Consider the following 14,988-nt stretch of genomic DNA (forward strand, 5'->3'; position numbering starts at 1 on the left):
CCTACCACCTCCGTTTTATAATATCATACAGCTGCACACGTTAACAACGAACATTTTTTGCGAAGTATTGATCTGTTTTGCTCTTTTTACGCAAATATCGCCTGTCTCCACCCCGTAGTGCCGCTGCTTCTTTAGCTCCCTCTGCAGCTGCGACACGGCATTTCCCCTTCCCGTTCCCCCGTATGACCCAAAAAGCCAACAAAAATGGTCTGTGCATACTATACACAGACCCTTCTAATCGTAACGTTTACATTTCGAGCTGCAACATTTCATGCCTGAGTTCCATCAACCTTTCTTTGCACAATTTCACCGTTTTAGCATCTCCCGACTTCAATGCATCATGGAGAGTTGCAAGCTCATAATCTAGCTCCAGCCTCAGGACAGGAATACGGTCATCAGGTCTTTTCGATCGGAAAGCTTGCATCATTTCTTCCACCGTAACCACCGGCTCCTTTTGAAAAAGTACTTTATGCTCGACACCGGAAATTTCGACCATTCGGATGATTTCACCAAACATAATATTTTCGATTAATATTTGTCTGTCCTTGAATCGTTTGACTACGGCATGCCCGCGCGTATCGCCGATCATTTTCTCCATCAGCTCCGCCAGCTTTTCGTCCTTGAACGAATAATTCCCGACAATTTTGTATCGGTCTCCTATGCGCTGAAACTTCAATTTCACCAGCTTGCGGCCGGTTCGGATCGAGACGATGAATTGTTGATCGCTCTCGTTCCAATATAGAGAATACCCCTCTTGTATCAGCGCTTTAATGAAGTTACGGATTAGCCGACGGTCAAATCGTAACTCAAGGTTGCAATATTCCACTTCATGACTTTTACTCACGGCAATCCCCTCCCAAATGGTACATAACCCATGGCCATCTATCCCTTATTATCGACTGATCTGGATAGCCCGGATTTTGATAGAATTTTCAGACAATTCAGTTACTTAATTCTATCTTATTATGAATCATATGATTTAGCAACTTGGATTATTGACTTTTTTCCTTGAATTTCAATCCATTTTTTTAATAAGATACCTCTGCAAAGCGGGGTCATAACTTCGAAGCGGCTACACAACTTTGCAGAAAGACCCGGCAGCTATAAGAAAAACAAAGGACCGCCTCCTGGAGACGATCCTTGAATGGACTCGGCTATTATTTCTGTTCATCGCTTTGCTGGCTTGCCTGGTTGATCTTGCGGTCGAGCTCGTCATTCAAGTCGGTACGGGTTTCCACATTGACGCTATACGTCAAGTTATCCCCAAACCCTTGCTTGTCCAAACGGAGTATAGCCCGGAAATAATGGCTTTGGTTGATGTTGAAGCCGTTGCCTCTGCCGCTCATCGTCTGGTACACCAAATATTCGTAACGATCCTCGCCATCAATCTTCTCTATCATGATCGGTTTGGTCGAGTAGTAATAATCTTTGATTGTAAAATTGGCCGTGCTTTTGACGTATTCCTTGAGCTTGGCGAGCTTCTCCGTATTCACCTCGTTAGCAATGATGTAATTCTCCTTGTTCTGGCGGGACACGGACGGCGCTTGCCGCCACCGCTTTCTCGCTTCCGCATCGCTTACATACAGAACCCCGGTCAGCTTCTCCCGGTTCTTCTTCAAGCCTTCCGTATCAATCCCCATCCTTTTTAAATCGGACAGCCTGTAATAAACCCCGGAGCCTTTGTCGGAGTACACGGTTAGCAGCGGATAATCCGCCCCTAAATACGTCACCCACTGGGAGGCAGGCGAGCGAAGCGTAAACTCCTCATAGGTCGCGTCTTTATCCTCAGTCGGCTGCTCCGAATTAATGCGGCTGTTAATGTATATCGTCTTGTTGTCGCTCTTCCACAAAATATTGGCACCCAGCATATTGCCCAGCTCCTTTAATGGCAAATAGCTTTTATCCTGGTATACCAGCGTCGGTCCTTCCAGCTTCACCGGCTTGCCGTCCACGACGATATTAAAATCCGGACGCAGATAGGCTTCGACTCTTTGTAAAATATCTTCCGCATACACACCCGCGGTAAAAGTGCTTCCCAGCACCGCACCCATAATCAAAACTCTCTTCCATTGCTTCATCACAGCTCAAACCTTTCCCCATTGAAATTTTGACAAGAAGGCAGCCTCAAGCGGCCTCGTCTATGCCGAAAGTCCAACCATTTCCTGCAAATGAAAACTTTATATTGACAAACATATTAATTCCGATAGAATAGGTTGGTATAAGAAAGCGGAATCGCACGCAGAAAGCGAAATAGTATCGTTAATCGGCATACTCCTACTTATTTATCGTACACAGCGGCCGAAAATGTTATAGGACGTTTGGACCAGTACCGTTTTTTCGATATTTGTTCATGCGGTTCATGTTTGATCTTACAAAAGAAAAACTATGTTTCGGATTTCAGGGGAGTGAGCGTCATTGATCGAAATCACAGGTGTCAGCAAGACGTTTCATCAGCGGACGGGTGGTTCTTTTACCGCCATTGATAATGTATCTCTTACGATTCAAAAAGGGGAATTTGTTTCCCTGCTGGGTCCGTCGGGCTGCGGCAAATCTACGCTTTTGAATCTGGTAGCGGGCTTGGAGCAGGCCGAGCAGGGCTCGATAACCGTCAACGGAAAGCCTTGTAAGGAACCTGGACCGGATCGCGTAGTCGTCTTTCAGGAGCATGCGTTGTTTCCTTGGTTAACCGTACTGGATAACGTGGCCTTCGGCTTGAAGCAGAAGGGCGTTGGCAAGAAGGAACGGGAAGAGCTCGCGATGGAGCAGATCAAATCCGTTCATCTAAGCCGATTTGCCGATCGGTATCCACATGAATTGTCCGGCGGTATGAAGCAAAGAGCAGCGATAGCACGAGCTCTGGCTATGGATCCGGAAATTTTATTGATGGATGAACCTTTCGCTGCACTCGACGAGCAGACACGCCTTATCCTGCATAAAGAGCTGGAAGATATTTGGATGCGGACGCGCAAAACGATACTGTTCATTACGCACAATATCCGCGAAGCAGTCATTCTTTCCGATCGGGTTCTGGTTATGTCAACGCGTCCCGGTACGATCAAGAAGGAATTCGCCGTGCAAGCGGCAAGGCCGAGAGATTGGTCGGATCCCCTCCTCCATCACGTGGAAAACAGCATCATGGATGCTCTGGCCGATGAGCTGGAAAAAGTGGTAAAGGAGGAAATGGGCGATGAGTACAGCATTAAGAAGAACCCTCTTTCTGGTTCTGCTGCTGATAGCATGGGAAGCGGGATTTAGAATCTTTGACTGGGGCTGGAAATTCCCTTCGGTTTCACAAACGTTCCAAGCTTTCTATGACGGCTTCGTTCACGGCCAGCTGCTTGAGGCCACACTGGAAAGTATCCGCCGGCTGCTTACCGCATTTATTATATCGATTGTCATTGGTACTACGCTTGGCTTCCTGTTCGCCAGATACCGGTTCCTGGACGATACGATCGGCTTCCTTGTTGTCGCTTTGCAGACAGTTCCGAGCATCGCCTGGCTCCCGTTCGCCATCATCTGGTTCGGTATGAACGATTTCTCCGTTATTTTTATTACGACATTGGGAGCGACCTGGACGATGGCCATGTCGAGCCGGACAGGGATTATGAACATCCCCCGGATTTATCTCAAGGCGGCCCAGACGATGGGAACCGGCAACGGGTTCAAAATGTTTTACCAAGTGATGGTCCCTGCCGCTTTCCCTCATATGATTACTGGCGTTCGCGTTGCGTGGGCTTTTGCCTGGCGCGCGCTTGTCTCCGGTGAATTAATCGCCAAAGGCGTCGGCTTGGGACAGCTGCTTCAGGACGGCCGCAATCTGATGGACACGGCATTAATGCTCTGTATTGTCATTATCATCGCCATTCTTGGCACGTTATCCGACCACTTCTGCTTCAAAAAGCTGGAAGATACGATACTGGTCCGCTACGGATTATCAGGCAAACAAAAATAAGCTTTCAAAGGGGAGTTATTTCATGAAAAAAAGTATTTCCTTATCACTGGCCCTCTTGCTGGTTGTCGTTCTGGTATTGTCGGCTTGCGGCAAGAGCGGGGAGACTTCCAAGGATGCAGCGAACGGCAGCGGTAAATCGGCTCCTGCGTCAACGGTCAAACTCGGCATTTTCAAAAATGTTACCCACGCTCCAGGCTATGTCGCATTGGAAAAAGGTTTATTCCAAAAATATTGGGGTGAGAACGTAAAAATCGAAGTCACGCCATTCGATAACGGCTCCGATTTCTCTACCGCATTAGCTACAGGCGAAATCGATCTTGGCTTCGTAGGCCCAGGCCCTTCGACGAACCAATATATCAAAAGTAAAAACTTCAAAGTCATTTCCGGTTCCAATAACGGCGGCGCCGTACTGGTTGCCGGCAAAGATTCCGGTATCACGAATGTCAAAGATTTGGTAGGCAAAACCGTCGCAATTCCAACCAAAGGCAGCACGAATGAGATTTCTTTGCGCTTGCTGTTGAAGCAAAACAACCTCAATATTACAACAGATAAAAGCGGAGTTCAGATTATCGCGCGCGCTCCTGCCGATACCATGGTAGCCATGCGCCAAAAAGAAATTGACGCTACCTTGATTCCAGAGCCTTGGGGCACCCAAATGGAACAGGAAGGCATCGGGAAAATCATCGTGGATTGGGATAAAATCCCGCCTAACAATGGCAACTATCCGTTGACGATTCTGGTGGCAAGCGACAAGTTCCTGAAGGAGCACCGCGATATGGCGAAGCAAGCGATTCAAGCCAATGCCGAGGCCATTGATTTTATCAAGAAAAATCCGGATCAATCCTATGAGCTGATCAACAACCGTTTGAAAGCACTCAGCGGCAAAGGGATGGACATTGCACTCATTAAAGCAGCCCTCTCCCGTTTGAATTTGACGACCGACGTAAGCAAGGAAGCTATCGAGGAGATGGCAAAAGTCTCTATCGATGCCGGCTACATTAAAGATGTGAAGAAGGAAGAACTCGATCTTAGCAAGTTCGTAGATTTGAGCCTTCTCGAAGAAGTCAAAGCAGGTAAATAATCCAGCCTGTATTCAATATTAAGAAATCCCCCTTCACCCGGCGGAATGTAATGCTTCTGCTGCCGTGAAGGGGGATTTTGTATGTTTCTAATGAAATAAGACCGATTAATATACCTTGGCGACCTCGATACGATGCGTTCGACCGTCTTCCGTAAAATACAAGTCAACGCCATGACCCTGATCGTCCATAAAATAGGATACATACTTCGGGTCGTCCTTCCGCATGGGTACCAGCAAGGTTACTATGCGATGACTTGCCGACGGTTCCGTCGATGCGGTCAAGTGCCATTGAAGATCTAGTCCCTCGATCTCGGAAGGATCAACCTCCGCGAATTCATTGGTTTGGGATAAGTTCAGCTCCCCTGAAGAGCAGTACACGAACCTGCCATCCATATTGGCCTTACGGCCTTGGACCCGGAACGATTGAGGGCCAAGCTTCATTTCGTACAGGGTATGGAACAACCAATTCACTCTTCCTGGCCGAGATAAATCCAGGCTATCAACGACGACGATATAGGACTCGTTAACAAAATACAGCTCGCGGACATATCGTTCCAGATAGGGTACATTTTCTTGGTAAGCCGCCGTTGCATTGCACCGGGTATAGGTATAGCCGGGATGCTGCTCCACGGCCTCAACAGTTCCGGAGGCAGCGATATTGAGTGCCTTATTCGTTCCGGCATACTGTCCCAGTCCATCAATTAACACGTTATTCGTGGAGCGGGTCTGTTTCCTCCAATTCATATGCATCGTACTGCCGAATGCGACATAATACCCGCTCTCGATGGCTAATGGCTCCCCGTAGGCATGGAGCAAAAATCCGTTCTGATCTCCATGACTGTGGCTAATGGAACCGTACGGGCTGCTCTTGGCCAGCAGCATAATATGTTCCTCCGCCTTGTCCATCCTGGCATGAAAGGCGACCCATCCGATATCCCGGAACCATTTTACGGGCTCAATATCCGATGGAGCTTGTGCAGGTATCTCCGGATAATCGTACCGGTACATCATCTCGTCAAAGCGGAAGTCCCACCAGCCATAATTGTAGAACTTCAGCTCCGAATCGGTATCGATCGCCTTTGTCTGCTCATAGTACCATTGATAGTATCCGTTACCCGTAATTCCTGCGAACTGCCGGATATTGAAGCCCGTTTTCAAGCTGACCGGATCTCCAAGGGTCGATTGGTCTCCGAAGCTCGCCCGTATTGTATCGGGACTGAAGCAATAAAGCGGAAAATCGCCGGTTTTTTGGAAGAAGGGTCTTTGGTAAAAATCAATGCCCGTGTATTTCTTTAACAGATTCATCGCTTCTGTAACGAACGCCATGCCTGTCGTCCAGTACATCGGCCCTTCCGCCCATCCGCCGTCCGCACCGCCCCAAGGTGTATACAAGCATGCGTAATATTCCAATGTATAATCCAGCCATTCCGCGGCTTTGCTTTCCTCCCCGAGCATCGCGATACTGCACGGAACTAGCACGGAGGAAAGCGAGCGTACCGCGTGGCTGTCAAATGGAATATGATGAATCTTGGACCGTTCCATTACATGAAATGCAACCTGCTCCGCTCTTTTCCATAGCTTGCCCCTGACCTCTTCCCGTTCCGCAGCCGTCAAACGGTCATAAAGCCAGTCATAGCCCCATGCAAGAGCCCCGGCTACCCGGAAGGCTGCTTCATCGTTATAGTCTCGGCTTGTAGGTCCTTGAGGGTCCCAGGAGGCCACATGAAGAAGCCATTGCTTGGCTCGTTCCAAAATCAGCTCATCCTCCAGCACAAATCCTGCAACGCTCAAATGACGAACCGCATACAGCGCTTCTTGGCAGTCCATGTACATTTGACGCCAAAGCTTAGCCGTCCGCTTGTTGTCGGGATAAGGCTTCGGCTCGGCGATCAGCTCCTTCCCCATCCAGGGCTGAACGGATTTCTCAATAAACACGTCCCACCCGCAGAATGCGGCATCCTGCTTGACCCTGCGTCTGAAATCCGGCAGCTCCGAGGCCTGCAGCCATAGACGTGGATGCTCGGCAGCCGCTTGCCGATAGCGTACCTCTCTCCTGGCCAAAGGCGTTAGCGGAAGCCCCTCAGGAACCGTAAAGCTTCTTATGACGCTCCATTCGGAATGCTCGTCTCCTTGTTCATTGGATGAAGCGTCAAGGAGCAAGGCATAGCGCCAATAATAGGCTCCCGGCTCCAGGGGCTCATCCGGAGTGTACAAATTATACGGAATCCGCTTGACCGTTACCGTACAACCCTCCTCGAATTCAGGAGAACGGGAATATTGCAGCGTATAACGGTCCTCTTCCAGCTGTGCAGGAATCCAGGTAAACCGGGGAGGGTTCTCCGTCAGCCGCATGTCGCTGTCCGGTTGGTATTGGACCGTAAGAGGCCCGGCAATAGGTTGGTATAACAGGTGGCTCATAAGATATGGCTCCTTCTTGGTTCAACTCGATTGTAGATTGCATGCAGTTTAACGCATGAACATGCCGCCATTGATTTCAATCGTCTCTCCCGTCAAATAAGCTGCCAGATCGGAGACCAGATACAGTACCGCCCCAGCCACATCCTCCGGGGTACCTTCCCGTTTTAACGGAATTCCGTTAACGGTCGCTTTTCTCGCTTCATCCGTTGTGAACGTAGCGTGAAATGCGGTTTGCCCGATAAAGCCCGGGGATACTACGTTGACTGTGATCCCATCCCCGGCTACCTCTTTGGCCAGCCCCTTGGAATAGCTCGATACCGCAGCCTTGCTCGCTGCATAAATACTGGCACCTGCACCGCCCCCATTATGCGCCGCTATCGATGACATATTGACGATGCGGCCTGCCCGCTTGTCCTTCATTCCAGGCAGCACTCTTTTGCACATAAAGACGGTGCTCTTGAAATTGACGTCCATGATCTGATCATACAGCTCTTCGCTCATGTCATAATTCGAACGACGCTCGACCAGATGTCCCGCATTATTGACGAGAATGTCTACAGTGTCTCCGAATGCCGCTTCGACGGCGCCGACCAACTCGTCAATCTGTCGGATATCGGTCACGTCGGCACGGAACAGCTCGGCTTGCCCTCCCGCTTCGCGAATCCTCGCTACCGTTTCCTCTCCTTGATCCTTATGGTTTAAATAAGTAATCCCAACTTTTGCACCGTGAGACGCCAGCAGAATGGCGACAGCACGCCCAATGCCCGTATTCGAGCCTGTAACCAGTGCGATTTTCCCCTTTAAGCTCGTGTTCAAAAGATCCACCTCCGGCAAGTTTGTTTAGCTTCCCTATAGAAAACGCTTACTTAACTGCTTAAAACCGCTCTATATGATTGTACCATGTTTGGCAAATTATGAATATGAACGTTCTTATTTTTCCCTTCAGGCATGACAAATCGTTCTTGGATTCAACCATGAGCTCCGATTTGTCGGTGGAGTTCATTTTTGCTACTCTACAAAAAGTCGGATACAATCTATTTATTCCATTTTATAAAACGCAAAAGGATGATCTTATGCATTTGGAACAGCTTGAATTCATAGTCGAGGTAGCCAAGACGGGCTCGTTAACTGCGGCCGCACAAAATCTTCATGTCACTTTATCCGCCGTCAGCCAGTCGATCTCCAATCTGGAGGGGGAGCTTAACATCACCTTATTCACCCGCTCCCGCTCGGGAGCCGTTCCGACAGCCGAAGGAAAAGCCATCATCCATAAGGCGGCCGAAGTGCTCGGCAAATTACAGGAGCTACGGGACGAAGCCTGCGGGTATGCCAACACTCAGAGCGTCGAGCTGCGGATAGCGACCATTCCGGGTCCTTTATCGCTATACCTTGATACGATCCTGAGCTTAAAGAAGCAGTACCCCAAGATACAAATGGAAATAGTCGAGAAAGGGACACAGGAGATCATTGAGGAGGTTCGGCATAATAAGATCGATATGGGATTGATCATCGCGTTCGAGCCTTATTTGGAGAACCGCGCCGGTTTAACGCTCGAGCCCCTGCTGGAAGGCAAAGTCGTCGTGTGCATAAGCCGTAAATCGCCGCTTGCCTTGAACAGGTCCATTTCGCCGGAACAATTAAGAAAGCATTCTGTCGTTTTGTATAATGACGACTATTTGAAGTGGTACATGGACCAGTTCCAGAACCGGTACGGCGATGTCACCATTCTTTTCTCCACCAATAATAAGGATGCGATTCGAAGGGCGACAGAGGACGGTACCGCGGTTACGATCGGGCTAGATTATTCCTTCAGGAACCAGCCCGAATACTTAAAGGGTGAATTCGTCGTCGTTGAACTGGACAACCCTTTCCAAAGAACGATACATCTTAGCCTGGTTTTGTCCAAGGAAAAGAAACTGTCCAATCCCGCCAAAATATTTATCAATCACTTGAAGCATACCCTCCTGCAGCCATAGCTGCTTGGAAAATGAGGCCGCCCTTCCATTCGGGTGATGCTTCTTGCGTTTTTTACTTAAGCTATACTTAACTAAACTTAAATATATATAAATTTACTTAAACAATGAGCGGATTTACAATAGAAGCGAACGATGTCTCTTCATCATTTTTTTTGTTACTTACTCTTCATAAAGGAGCTGTTCCCAAATGAAAGCAGCCAAAATTTACGGCCCTAAAGACATTCGAGTGGAGGATGCAGAAATTCCTGTACTGGAAGCTGGAACGGCTAAAATCAAAGTAGAATTTGCCGGAATATGCGGAAGCGACATGCATGAATATATGGCCGGAATTTATCCAATGCGAACGCAGCCCGTGCTGGGTCATGAATTTTCCGGTACTGTGGTTGAAGTCGCACCGGATGTTACTACCATTAAGGTTGGTGACAGAGTAGCCGTCGAGCCCTTGATCCCTTGCGGCAAATGCGACAATTGTAAAAGAGGTCTTGTGAATTTGTGCATCAGCCGTCAAGGATACGGCTATACTATATCCGGCGGTTTTGCCCAATATGTTGTTGTCAAGGAAGAAAATATATTCTTGCTACCCGAGCATATGAGCCTGGAGCTGGGTGCTCTTGTGGAGCCTACTGCCGTAGCCGTTCATGCCGTTCGGCAAAGCCAGCTTCGTCTTGGAGACAGCGCAGCTATCTTTGGTGCAGGTCCAATCGGGCTGCTGCTGCTGCAAGCCGTAAAAGCGGCCGGAGCAAGCCGTATCTATGTCGTGGAGGTTTCCGAGGAACGCAGACAAAAGGCAATGGAGCTTGGAGCTACAGTAACTCTCAACCCTATGGAAGTCGACGCCACCCAATTTATTCTCGATGAGACTCGAGGCGGTGTAGATGTAGCCTTTGACGCCGCAGGTGTTCAAGCCACCTTCCAATCCGGGGTCCGTGCCGTACGTCCGTATGGAGAGTTCAAAATTGTGAGCGTATGGGAAAAACCCGTCACCTTCGATCCGAATACCATCGTACGTACCGAAGCAAAAATTAGCGGCTCTTATGCTTATATCCGTCTGTTCCCCGAGGTCATTCGTTTGTTAGCTGACGGAATCATTGACGGCAAAGCTGTCATTACCAGTATCATCGATCTGGACGACATTGTTGAAAAGGGCTTTGAGCTGTTGAGCCATGATAAAAAACAATGCAAAATTCTCGTCAAGCCAAACCGGGATTAATTAACATAACAACCCCAAAGCCAGTGGAGTGTGCCGTTCACGCTCTGCTGGCTTTTCTTGTTTTGGCTGCCTCCTATGATTATGGTTTTATTCGCCTGGCAGGCGAACGGTATGATATAGTATTTTTATACATAAGGATTTTTTGTCGCTCAGGAGGATATGGACATGACTTTCGAAGGTTTTCAGCAAGAGGATTTTGACGTATTCGCTATCCCCGGCCTGGAGGGCCGAATGCAAGGGATCCAGCAAAGAATTCAGCCCAAGTTCAAGGCTATAGGAGATGCGCTGTGTGATGAAACGGCTATGCTCGCCGGGGACGAAATGTTCCTGCACATCGCCAAGCACGCCCGGCGTACGGTTAACGCCCCTGTAGACACCTGGATGGCCATTTGTCATAACAAACGGGGATATAAGATGTACCCCCATTTCCAGGTAGGGCTTTTCGATGATCGCGTATTTATATGGCTTGCCCTTATCTATGAGCTCCCTGCAAAACAAAATATAGCCCAAGCGTACCTGAATGAATTCGACGAATTTCGTTCGGCGATTCCGGATTCTTATAAGCTATCGTTCGACCACATGCAAAAAGATGCCGTTACGATCAGCGAACTGAGCGATACCGAGCTGCAAAAGGCGCTGGAGAGATTCCGTGACGTCAAGAAGGCCGAGCTGCTGATCGGTCTCAGCCTGTCATCCGCCGATCCCGTACTTTCCAACGGCCCGCAATTTCTTGAGCTCGTGCGAAACACTTTTCAAACATTAATGCCGCTGTACCAAATAGCCAGAAAGGCTTCCAACTAATTCCTTTTCGTATAAAAGCCGCTGAAACTGCAAACTCTTAGTTTCGTAATGTTATACGAGCGTCTTAGAAAATTTATGTAGCACTAAGGTTCTCTTAAAGTAACATTAAGTTCATTTGCACACGCTATAACTTGGTTACCTCATCCAATGGGGGATCAAATTATTATGCGAAAGGCGGACAGAAGATGAGAAGCGTTCATACGAACAGGGTTATTGTCACAAGCCTGGCTTTCACTTTACTGCTGAGCGGAGTCGCTCTCTCCGGGTCTAAGCAGCAAGCATTTGCCGATCCTTCGGAACGGACAACCCTTGAGCAGCAAGGGCCCACGGATCAGAAGCAGGACCGCGGCGAAAAAGGCAAGGAAGGCAAACATTTGGAGAAGGGCGAGCGCAGAGCCATCCCAATTCTCGAAGAGGCCGCTGCGATTCTAAATATGGATAAGGCCGCTCTCTCTGCTGCACTCAAAGAAAAGTCGCTTGTGGATATCGCAAAGGAAAAAGGAATCAGCGAGACGGATCTGATCAGCAAGCTGACAGCCGTTCGCAGCGGTAAAATCGATGAGGCGGTTAAAGCCGGCAAGCTGACAGCCGAGCAGGCCGAGAAGATGAAAGCCAATATGGACAAGCATCTGAAATTTATGGTGAACCATAAAGGCGGTTTCTGGCATGGCAAGCACGGTATGAAGCATAAGATGCTCCCGGCGCCGGACAAGCTTGCCGCGATTATCGGAATCTCGGAGGATCAGCTGAGAGCTGAGTTGAAGGAAGGCAAGTCCCTGGCCGAGGTCGCCGCTGACAAAGGCATGAATAAGGAGCAGCTGGTCGCCAAGATTAAGGAGGAAATGACTCCTTGGATCGAGAAAATGGTGGAGCACAAGCGCGGCTCTCCGCAAGAAAAAAGCAAGGAAGCTAAGTAACCGTCCGTTCAACCCGAAAGGTTAAGGCAAACACAGTCCTCCGCATTGGATATGACGGGGGACTGCTTTTTTTTCGCAATTTCAGCAAAAAACGTGATTAATTTCACACTTCCGTCATCTTTTTCGTTTATAATGGAGAAAAGTGACAATCACAAGGAGTGCCTGCTATGTTTCGCAATCGACCCATTAGAAAAAGCACATTGCTGCTGCTCGGCGCTGCCTTGCTAGCCGGAGGCATGCTGCTCCAGAGTTCGTTACCTAAGGATAGGACGGCAGCAGCGGCAGCGGCTCCCGATCCTTCAGCGGCCGTTCCTGTAAGCGGCGAGGCGGTCTACCAACAGCACTGTCTGTCTTGTCATGCAGCGGATGGCAAAGGTTCTGGCAAATTCCCCGCCATAGCGAGCGATCATGTTAAGAAGAAGCTAGGCACGTACGATAAAGCCTACGATTTTATTAGCCGTAACATGCCAGAAAGTGCACCCGGCTCCTTGACCGAAGACGAATACAAAGCCGTAAGCAAGTACGTGCTGTCTTTAAATGGTATTCCTACGGATTTTAGCGATATACAAGGCCACTGGGCTCAAAAAGAGATAACGGATTTATACGACAAAAAGTATATCGACGGTTATTTGGACAAACAGACGGACAAGCTGGCCTTCAAGCCGGATCAGTACATTACCCGTGCCGAGTTTATCCGGTATTTTGTGAAAGCGAAGGAATTGTTTCTGTCCAACAGCACCGAAACTGAATTTACGGATATAGGCTCTAATAAGGAAGACCGGACTTATATTATTACGGCCGTAGAATACGGGCTTATTAACGGCTACCCGGATCACACGTTTCGTCCGAACAATACGATAACGCGCGCTGAAATTTCGGCTATACTGTCACGAAGCGAAATGCTGAAGGCAGCTGCCTCTTCCCCATCTTTTAGCGATATACCGTCCGATTATTGGGCTGGAGAATCTATTAGTGCGGTTCAGGAAGCGCACCTATTTGACGGATACGAGGACGGAACGTTCCGTCCCGACCAGAAAATGACTCGCGCCGAGGCCGTCGCCGTCATTTACCGGCTGCTCCATCCTGCTGCCTAACAAAATAACCCCACATTGTGGGGCCAGATTGTTAAAAACCTAGTTTTACGTGAACCATGCTACAGAGGTTCGATTCAGGGGGATTGCATGGAACCATCCTTTTATGCTAGAGAAAGCCTATAATGCAAAAGAAAGCCGCAGTCGCTCCCTTGAAGCGCCTGCGGCTTTCCTAGCGTTATGAAGCTTAAGCTCTTTGTCCGAGCGAAGCGGTTTCCTTGTCAATAACCATGAACCGGTAAAGCAAATACAGCGCTGCCACAGACAAAATTGCCCCCGTGTAGAACGGAAGGTTCATGCTGTACTGATAGATTCCAGCTCCTAGCAGAGGTCCTGTGATGCGGCCCAAGCTGTCCATAGAGGAGCTGAGTCCGGAAGCAACCCCCTGTCCGACCTTCGTTTTCTGGGTGATCAGCGAAGTCACACAAGGACGAATCAATGCATTGCCTGCGCCGAATACCGACAGGTAGATGGAAGCGGTCACCAGGCTGCTCGAGAATAAGATCAGCACGAAGCCGATGGCGGACAAGATCAAGCCGAGCCCAACAACGCGCGCCTCATCGCCTCTTTTAATGAATCTTCGCACCACCCCGCCCTGAATCAATGCACCGACAACGCCGCTCACCGCGAACATGATGCCCAGGTCAAGCGAAGAAGCTCCTATCTTGTCCTTTTCGAACAAGAGCAGCGTCGCTTCAAGCCCGGCCAGAGTGAATGAAACGAAGAAGGACAGCACGTATAAATATTTGAGCGAGCCGACAAAGGCCGACCAGCGCGAAGGCTTGGCCTCTCCTGCTTGCGGCTTGCGCCGCTTCTCTTCGCTTAAGGATTCCGGCAGCATGACCAAGGCAAACAGGAAGGTCAGCAATGCCAGGATGGAGGAAGAGAAGAAGGGAACCTGAAAGCCCCAGTGGCTTAAGATCCCGCCCACCGCAGGGCCGAAAATAAAGCCAAGCCCGATGGACATGCCGACAAGCCCCATGCCCTTGGTACGGTTCTCTTCCGTCGTAATATCAGCCACATAAGCTACAGCGCATGCGGTTGCCGCTCCGGAAAACAGCCCGCCCAGAATGCGGGACACATACATCAGCAGCAAATTGCCGTCCGCCAGCCCGAATATAAGAAAGCTCGCGCTGAATCCCAGCGTTCCGATCATAATTAGCGGCCTTCTGCCGATCCGGTCCGAGATGCTGCCCCAAATGGGCGACATGAGAAAGGAAGCCAAGGAGTAGATCGACAGCAGCATGCCTAAATGAAAGCTGCTAGCTCCAGAGCTTGTCACCGCATCGGGAAGCACCGGAATGATGATGCCGAAGCCGATAAATATCGTCATCAGCAGTACCATAATGATGGCCAGCTGTTTTTTCATAGTGTTATCCATTGCCCCCCAATATATAGTTATACTGCTATGGTATCATAACTTTTTTCCATAGGGAAATCTTCTCAGCGAAGATTAACAATTTGGACAAAACCGCCGGAGGATGCATGTTCTTTGCCCTTCCGCTTCCTGAAATCCCTTCCAACTTTGGACGCTCCTCCAGA

13 protein-coding genes are annotated in these 14,988 nt (G+C 49.2%); 8 read left to right on the top strand and 5 right to left on the bottom strand.

Annotation, left to right across the window (positions count from 1 at the left end):
* Nucleotides 1-247: 247 nt before the first annotated feature.
* Together B1728_RS11675 and B1728_RS11680 are read right to left on the bottom strand one after the other, a co-directional pair.
* A complete protein-coding gene (locus B1728_RS11675) occupies nucleotides 248-844 on the bottom strand; it encodes a hypothetical protein (RefSeq protein ID WP_079910390.1) in 597 nt (198 codons plus the stop codon).
* Nucleotides 845-1,157: 313 nt separating this feature from the next.
* Complete coding sequence (locus B1728_RS11680; protein ID WP_144027842.1) at nucleotides 1,158-2,078, bottom strand: stalk domain-containing protein; 921 nt, start codon at nucleotides 2,076-2,078, stop codon at nucleotides 1,158-1,160.
* 337 nt (nucleotides 2,079-2,415) lie between these two features.
* Here B1728_RS11680 and B1728_RS11685 point away from each other — a divergent pair, with 337 nt between their 5' ends.
* From B1728_RS11685 to B1728_RS11695, 3 genes are read left to right on the top strand one after another with little or no spacing between them, the layout of a single operon-like run.
* Nucleotides 2,416-3,255, top strand: coding sequence for an ABC transporter ATP-binding protein (locus tag B1728_RS11685; protein WP_079910392.1), 840 nt, complete (start codon nucleotides 2,416-2,418; stop codon nucleotides 3,253-3,255).
* Nucleotides 3,188-3,952: an ABC transporter permease gene (locus tag B1728_RS11690; RefSeq protein WP_079910393.1), complete on the top strand. Its 765-nt coding sequence runs from the start codon at nucleotides 3,188-3,190 to the stop codon at nucleotides 3,950-3,952. Before B1728_RS11685 ends, B1728_RS11690 begins: the two co-directional genes overlap by 68 nt.
* Nucleotides 3,953-3,974: 22 nt before the next feature.
* Nucleotides 3,975-5,033 carry an ABC transporter substrate-binding protein gene (locus tag B1728_RS11695; protein WP_079910394.1) on the top strand — a complete coding sequence of 353 codons (1,059 nt, stop codon included), beginning with the start codon at nucleotides 3,975-3,977 and terminating at the stop codon, nucleotides 5,031-5,033.
* Between the two features lie 105 nt (nucleotides 5,034-5,138).
* Here the strand turns inward: B1728_RS11695 and B1728_RS11700 are convergent, their stop codons facing one another.
* Together B1728_RS11700 and B1728_RS11705 are read right to left on the bottom strand one after the other, a co-directional pair.
* A complete protein-coding gene (locus B1728_RS11700; protein ID WP_079910395.1) occupies nucleotides 5,139-7,451 on the bottom strand; it encodes a DUF4962 domain-containing protein in 2,313 nt (770 codons plus the stop codon).
* Nucleotides 7,452-7,499: 48 nt separating this feature from the next.
* Nucleotides 7,500-8,267 carry an SDR family NAD(P)-dependent oxidoreductase gene (locus B1728_RS11705; protein WP_079910631.1) on the bottom strand — a complete coding sequence of 256 codons (768 nt, stop codon included), beginning with the start codon at nucleotides 8,265-8,267 and terminating at the stop codon, nucleotides 7,500-7,502.
* Between the two features lie 257 nt (nucleotides 8,268-8,524).
* Here B1728_RS11705 and B1728_RS11710 point away from each other — a divergent pair, with 257 nt between their 5' ends.
* The 5 genes from B1728_RS11710 to B1728_RS11730 all read left to right on the top strand — a co-directional run bounded on the left by B1728_RS11710 (nucleotide 8,525) and on the right by B1728_RS11730 (nucleotide 13,449).
* Nucleotides 8,525-9,427: a LysR family transcriptional regulator gene (locus B1728_RS11710; protein WP_079910632.1), complete on the top strand. Its 903-nt coding sequence runs from the start codon at nucleotides 8,525-8,527 to the stop codon at nucleotides 9,425-9,427.
* 187 nt (nucleotides 9,428-9,614) lie between these two features.
* Nucleotides 9,615-10,637, top strand: a complete 1,023-nt coding sequence (locus B1728_RS11715) for a 2,3-butanediol dehydrogenase (RefSeq protein WP_079910396.1) — start codon at nucleotides 9,615-9,617, stop codon at nucleotides 10,635-10,637.
* A gap of 165 nt (nucleotides 10,638-10,802) precedes the next feature.
* Nucleotides 10,803-11,438, top strand: coding sequence for a DUF1054 domain-containing protein (locus tag B1728_RS11720; RefSeq protein ID WP_079910397.1), 636 nt, complete (start codon nucleotides 10,803-10,805; stop codon nucleotides 11,436-11,438).
* 185 nt (nucleotides 11,439-11,623) lie between these two features.
* Nucleotides 11,624-12,355: a DUF2680 domain-containing protein gene (locus tag B1728_RS11725; protein WP_079910398.1), complete on the top strand. Its 732-nt coding sequence runs from the start codon at nucleotides 11,624-11,626 to the stop codon at nucleotides 12,353-12,355.
* 167 nt (nucleotides 12,356-12,522) lie between these two features.
* Entirely contained in the window at nucleotides 12,523-13,449 is a 927-nt protein-coding gene (locus B1728_RS11730) for an S-layer homology domain-containing protein (protein ID WP_079910399.1), read from the top strand.
* 184 nt (nucleotides 13,450-13,633) lie between these two features.
* On the opposite strand, the gene B1728_RS11735 is transcribed toward B1728_RS11730, so the two are convergent.
* Nucleotides 13,634-14,815, bottom strand: coding sequence for an MFS transporter (locus B1728_RS11735; protein ID WP_079910400.1), 1,182 nt, complete (start codon nucleotides 14,813-14,815; stop codon nucleotides 13,634-13,636).
* Nucleotides 14,816-14,988 lie beyond the last annotated feature (173 nt).

It is taken from the genome of Paenibacillus sp. 32352, from assembly GCF_002042965.1.
In the GTDB taxonomy this organism is placed as follows: Bacteria; Bacillota; Bacilli; order Paenibacillales; family NBRC-103111; genus Paenibacillus_S; species Paenibacillus_S vulneris.

What these genes read in the sequence shown, in the direction of transcription:
- B1728_RS11680 (WP_144027842.1), bottom strand. Translation starts at nt 2,078, where the DNA reads ATGAAGCAATGGAAGAGAGTTTTGATTATGGGTGCGGTGCTGGGAAGC.
- B1728_RS11690 (WP_079910393.1), top strand. Translation starts at nt 3,188, where the DNA reads ATGAGTACAGCATTAAGAAGAACCCTCTTTCTGGTTCTGCTGCTGATA.
- B1728_RS11695 (WP_079910394.1), top strand. Translation starts at nt 3,975, where the DNA reads ATGAAAAAAAGTATTTCCTTATCACTGGCCCTCTTGCTGGTTGTCGTT.
- B1728_RS11700 (WP_079910395.1), bottom strand. Translation starts at nt 7,451, where the DNA reads ATGAGCCACCTGTTATACCAACCTATTGCCGGGCCTCTTACGGTCCAA.
- B1728_RS11710 (WP_079910632.1), top strand. Translation starts at nt 8,525, where the DNA reads ATGCATTTGGAACAGCTTGAATTCATAGTCGAGGTAGCCAAGACGGGC.
- B1728_RS11715 (WP_079910396.1), top strand. Translation starts at nt 9,615, where the DNA reads ATGAAAGCAGCCAAAATTTACGGCCCTAAAGACATTCGAGTGGAGGAT.
- B1728_RS11720 (WP_079910397.1), top strand. Translation starts at nt 10,803, where the DNA reads ATGACTTTCGAAGGTTTTCAGCAAGAGGATTTTGACGTATTCGCTATC.
- B1728_RS11725 (WP_079910398.1), top strand. Translation starts at nt 11,624, where the DNA reads ATGAGAAGCGTTCATACGAACAGGGTTATTGTCACAAGCCTGGCTTTC.
- B1728_RS11730 (WP_079910399.1), top strand. Translation starts at nt 12,523, where the DNA reads ATGTTTCGCAATCGACCCATTAGAAAAAGCACATTGCTGCTGCTCGGC.
- B1728_RS11735 (WP_079910400.1), bottom strand. Translation starts at nt 14,815, where the DNA reads ATGAAAAAACAGCTGGCCATCATTATGGTACTGCTGATGACGATATTT.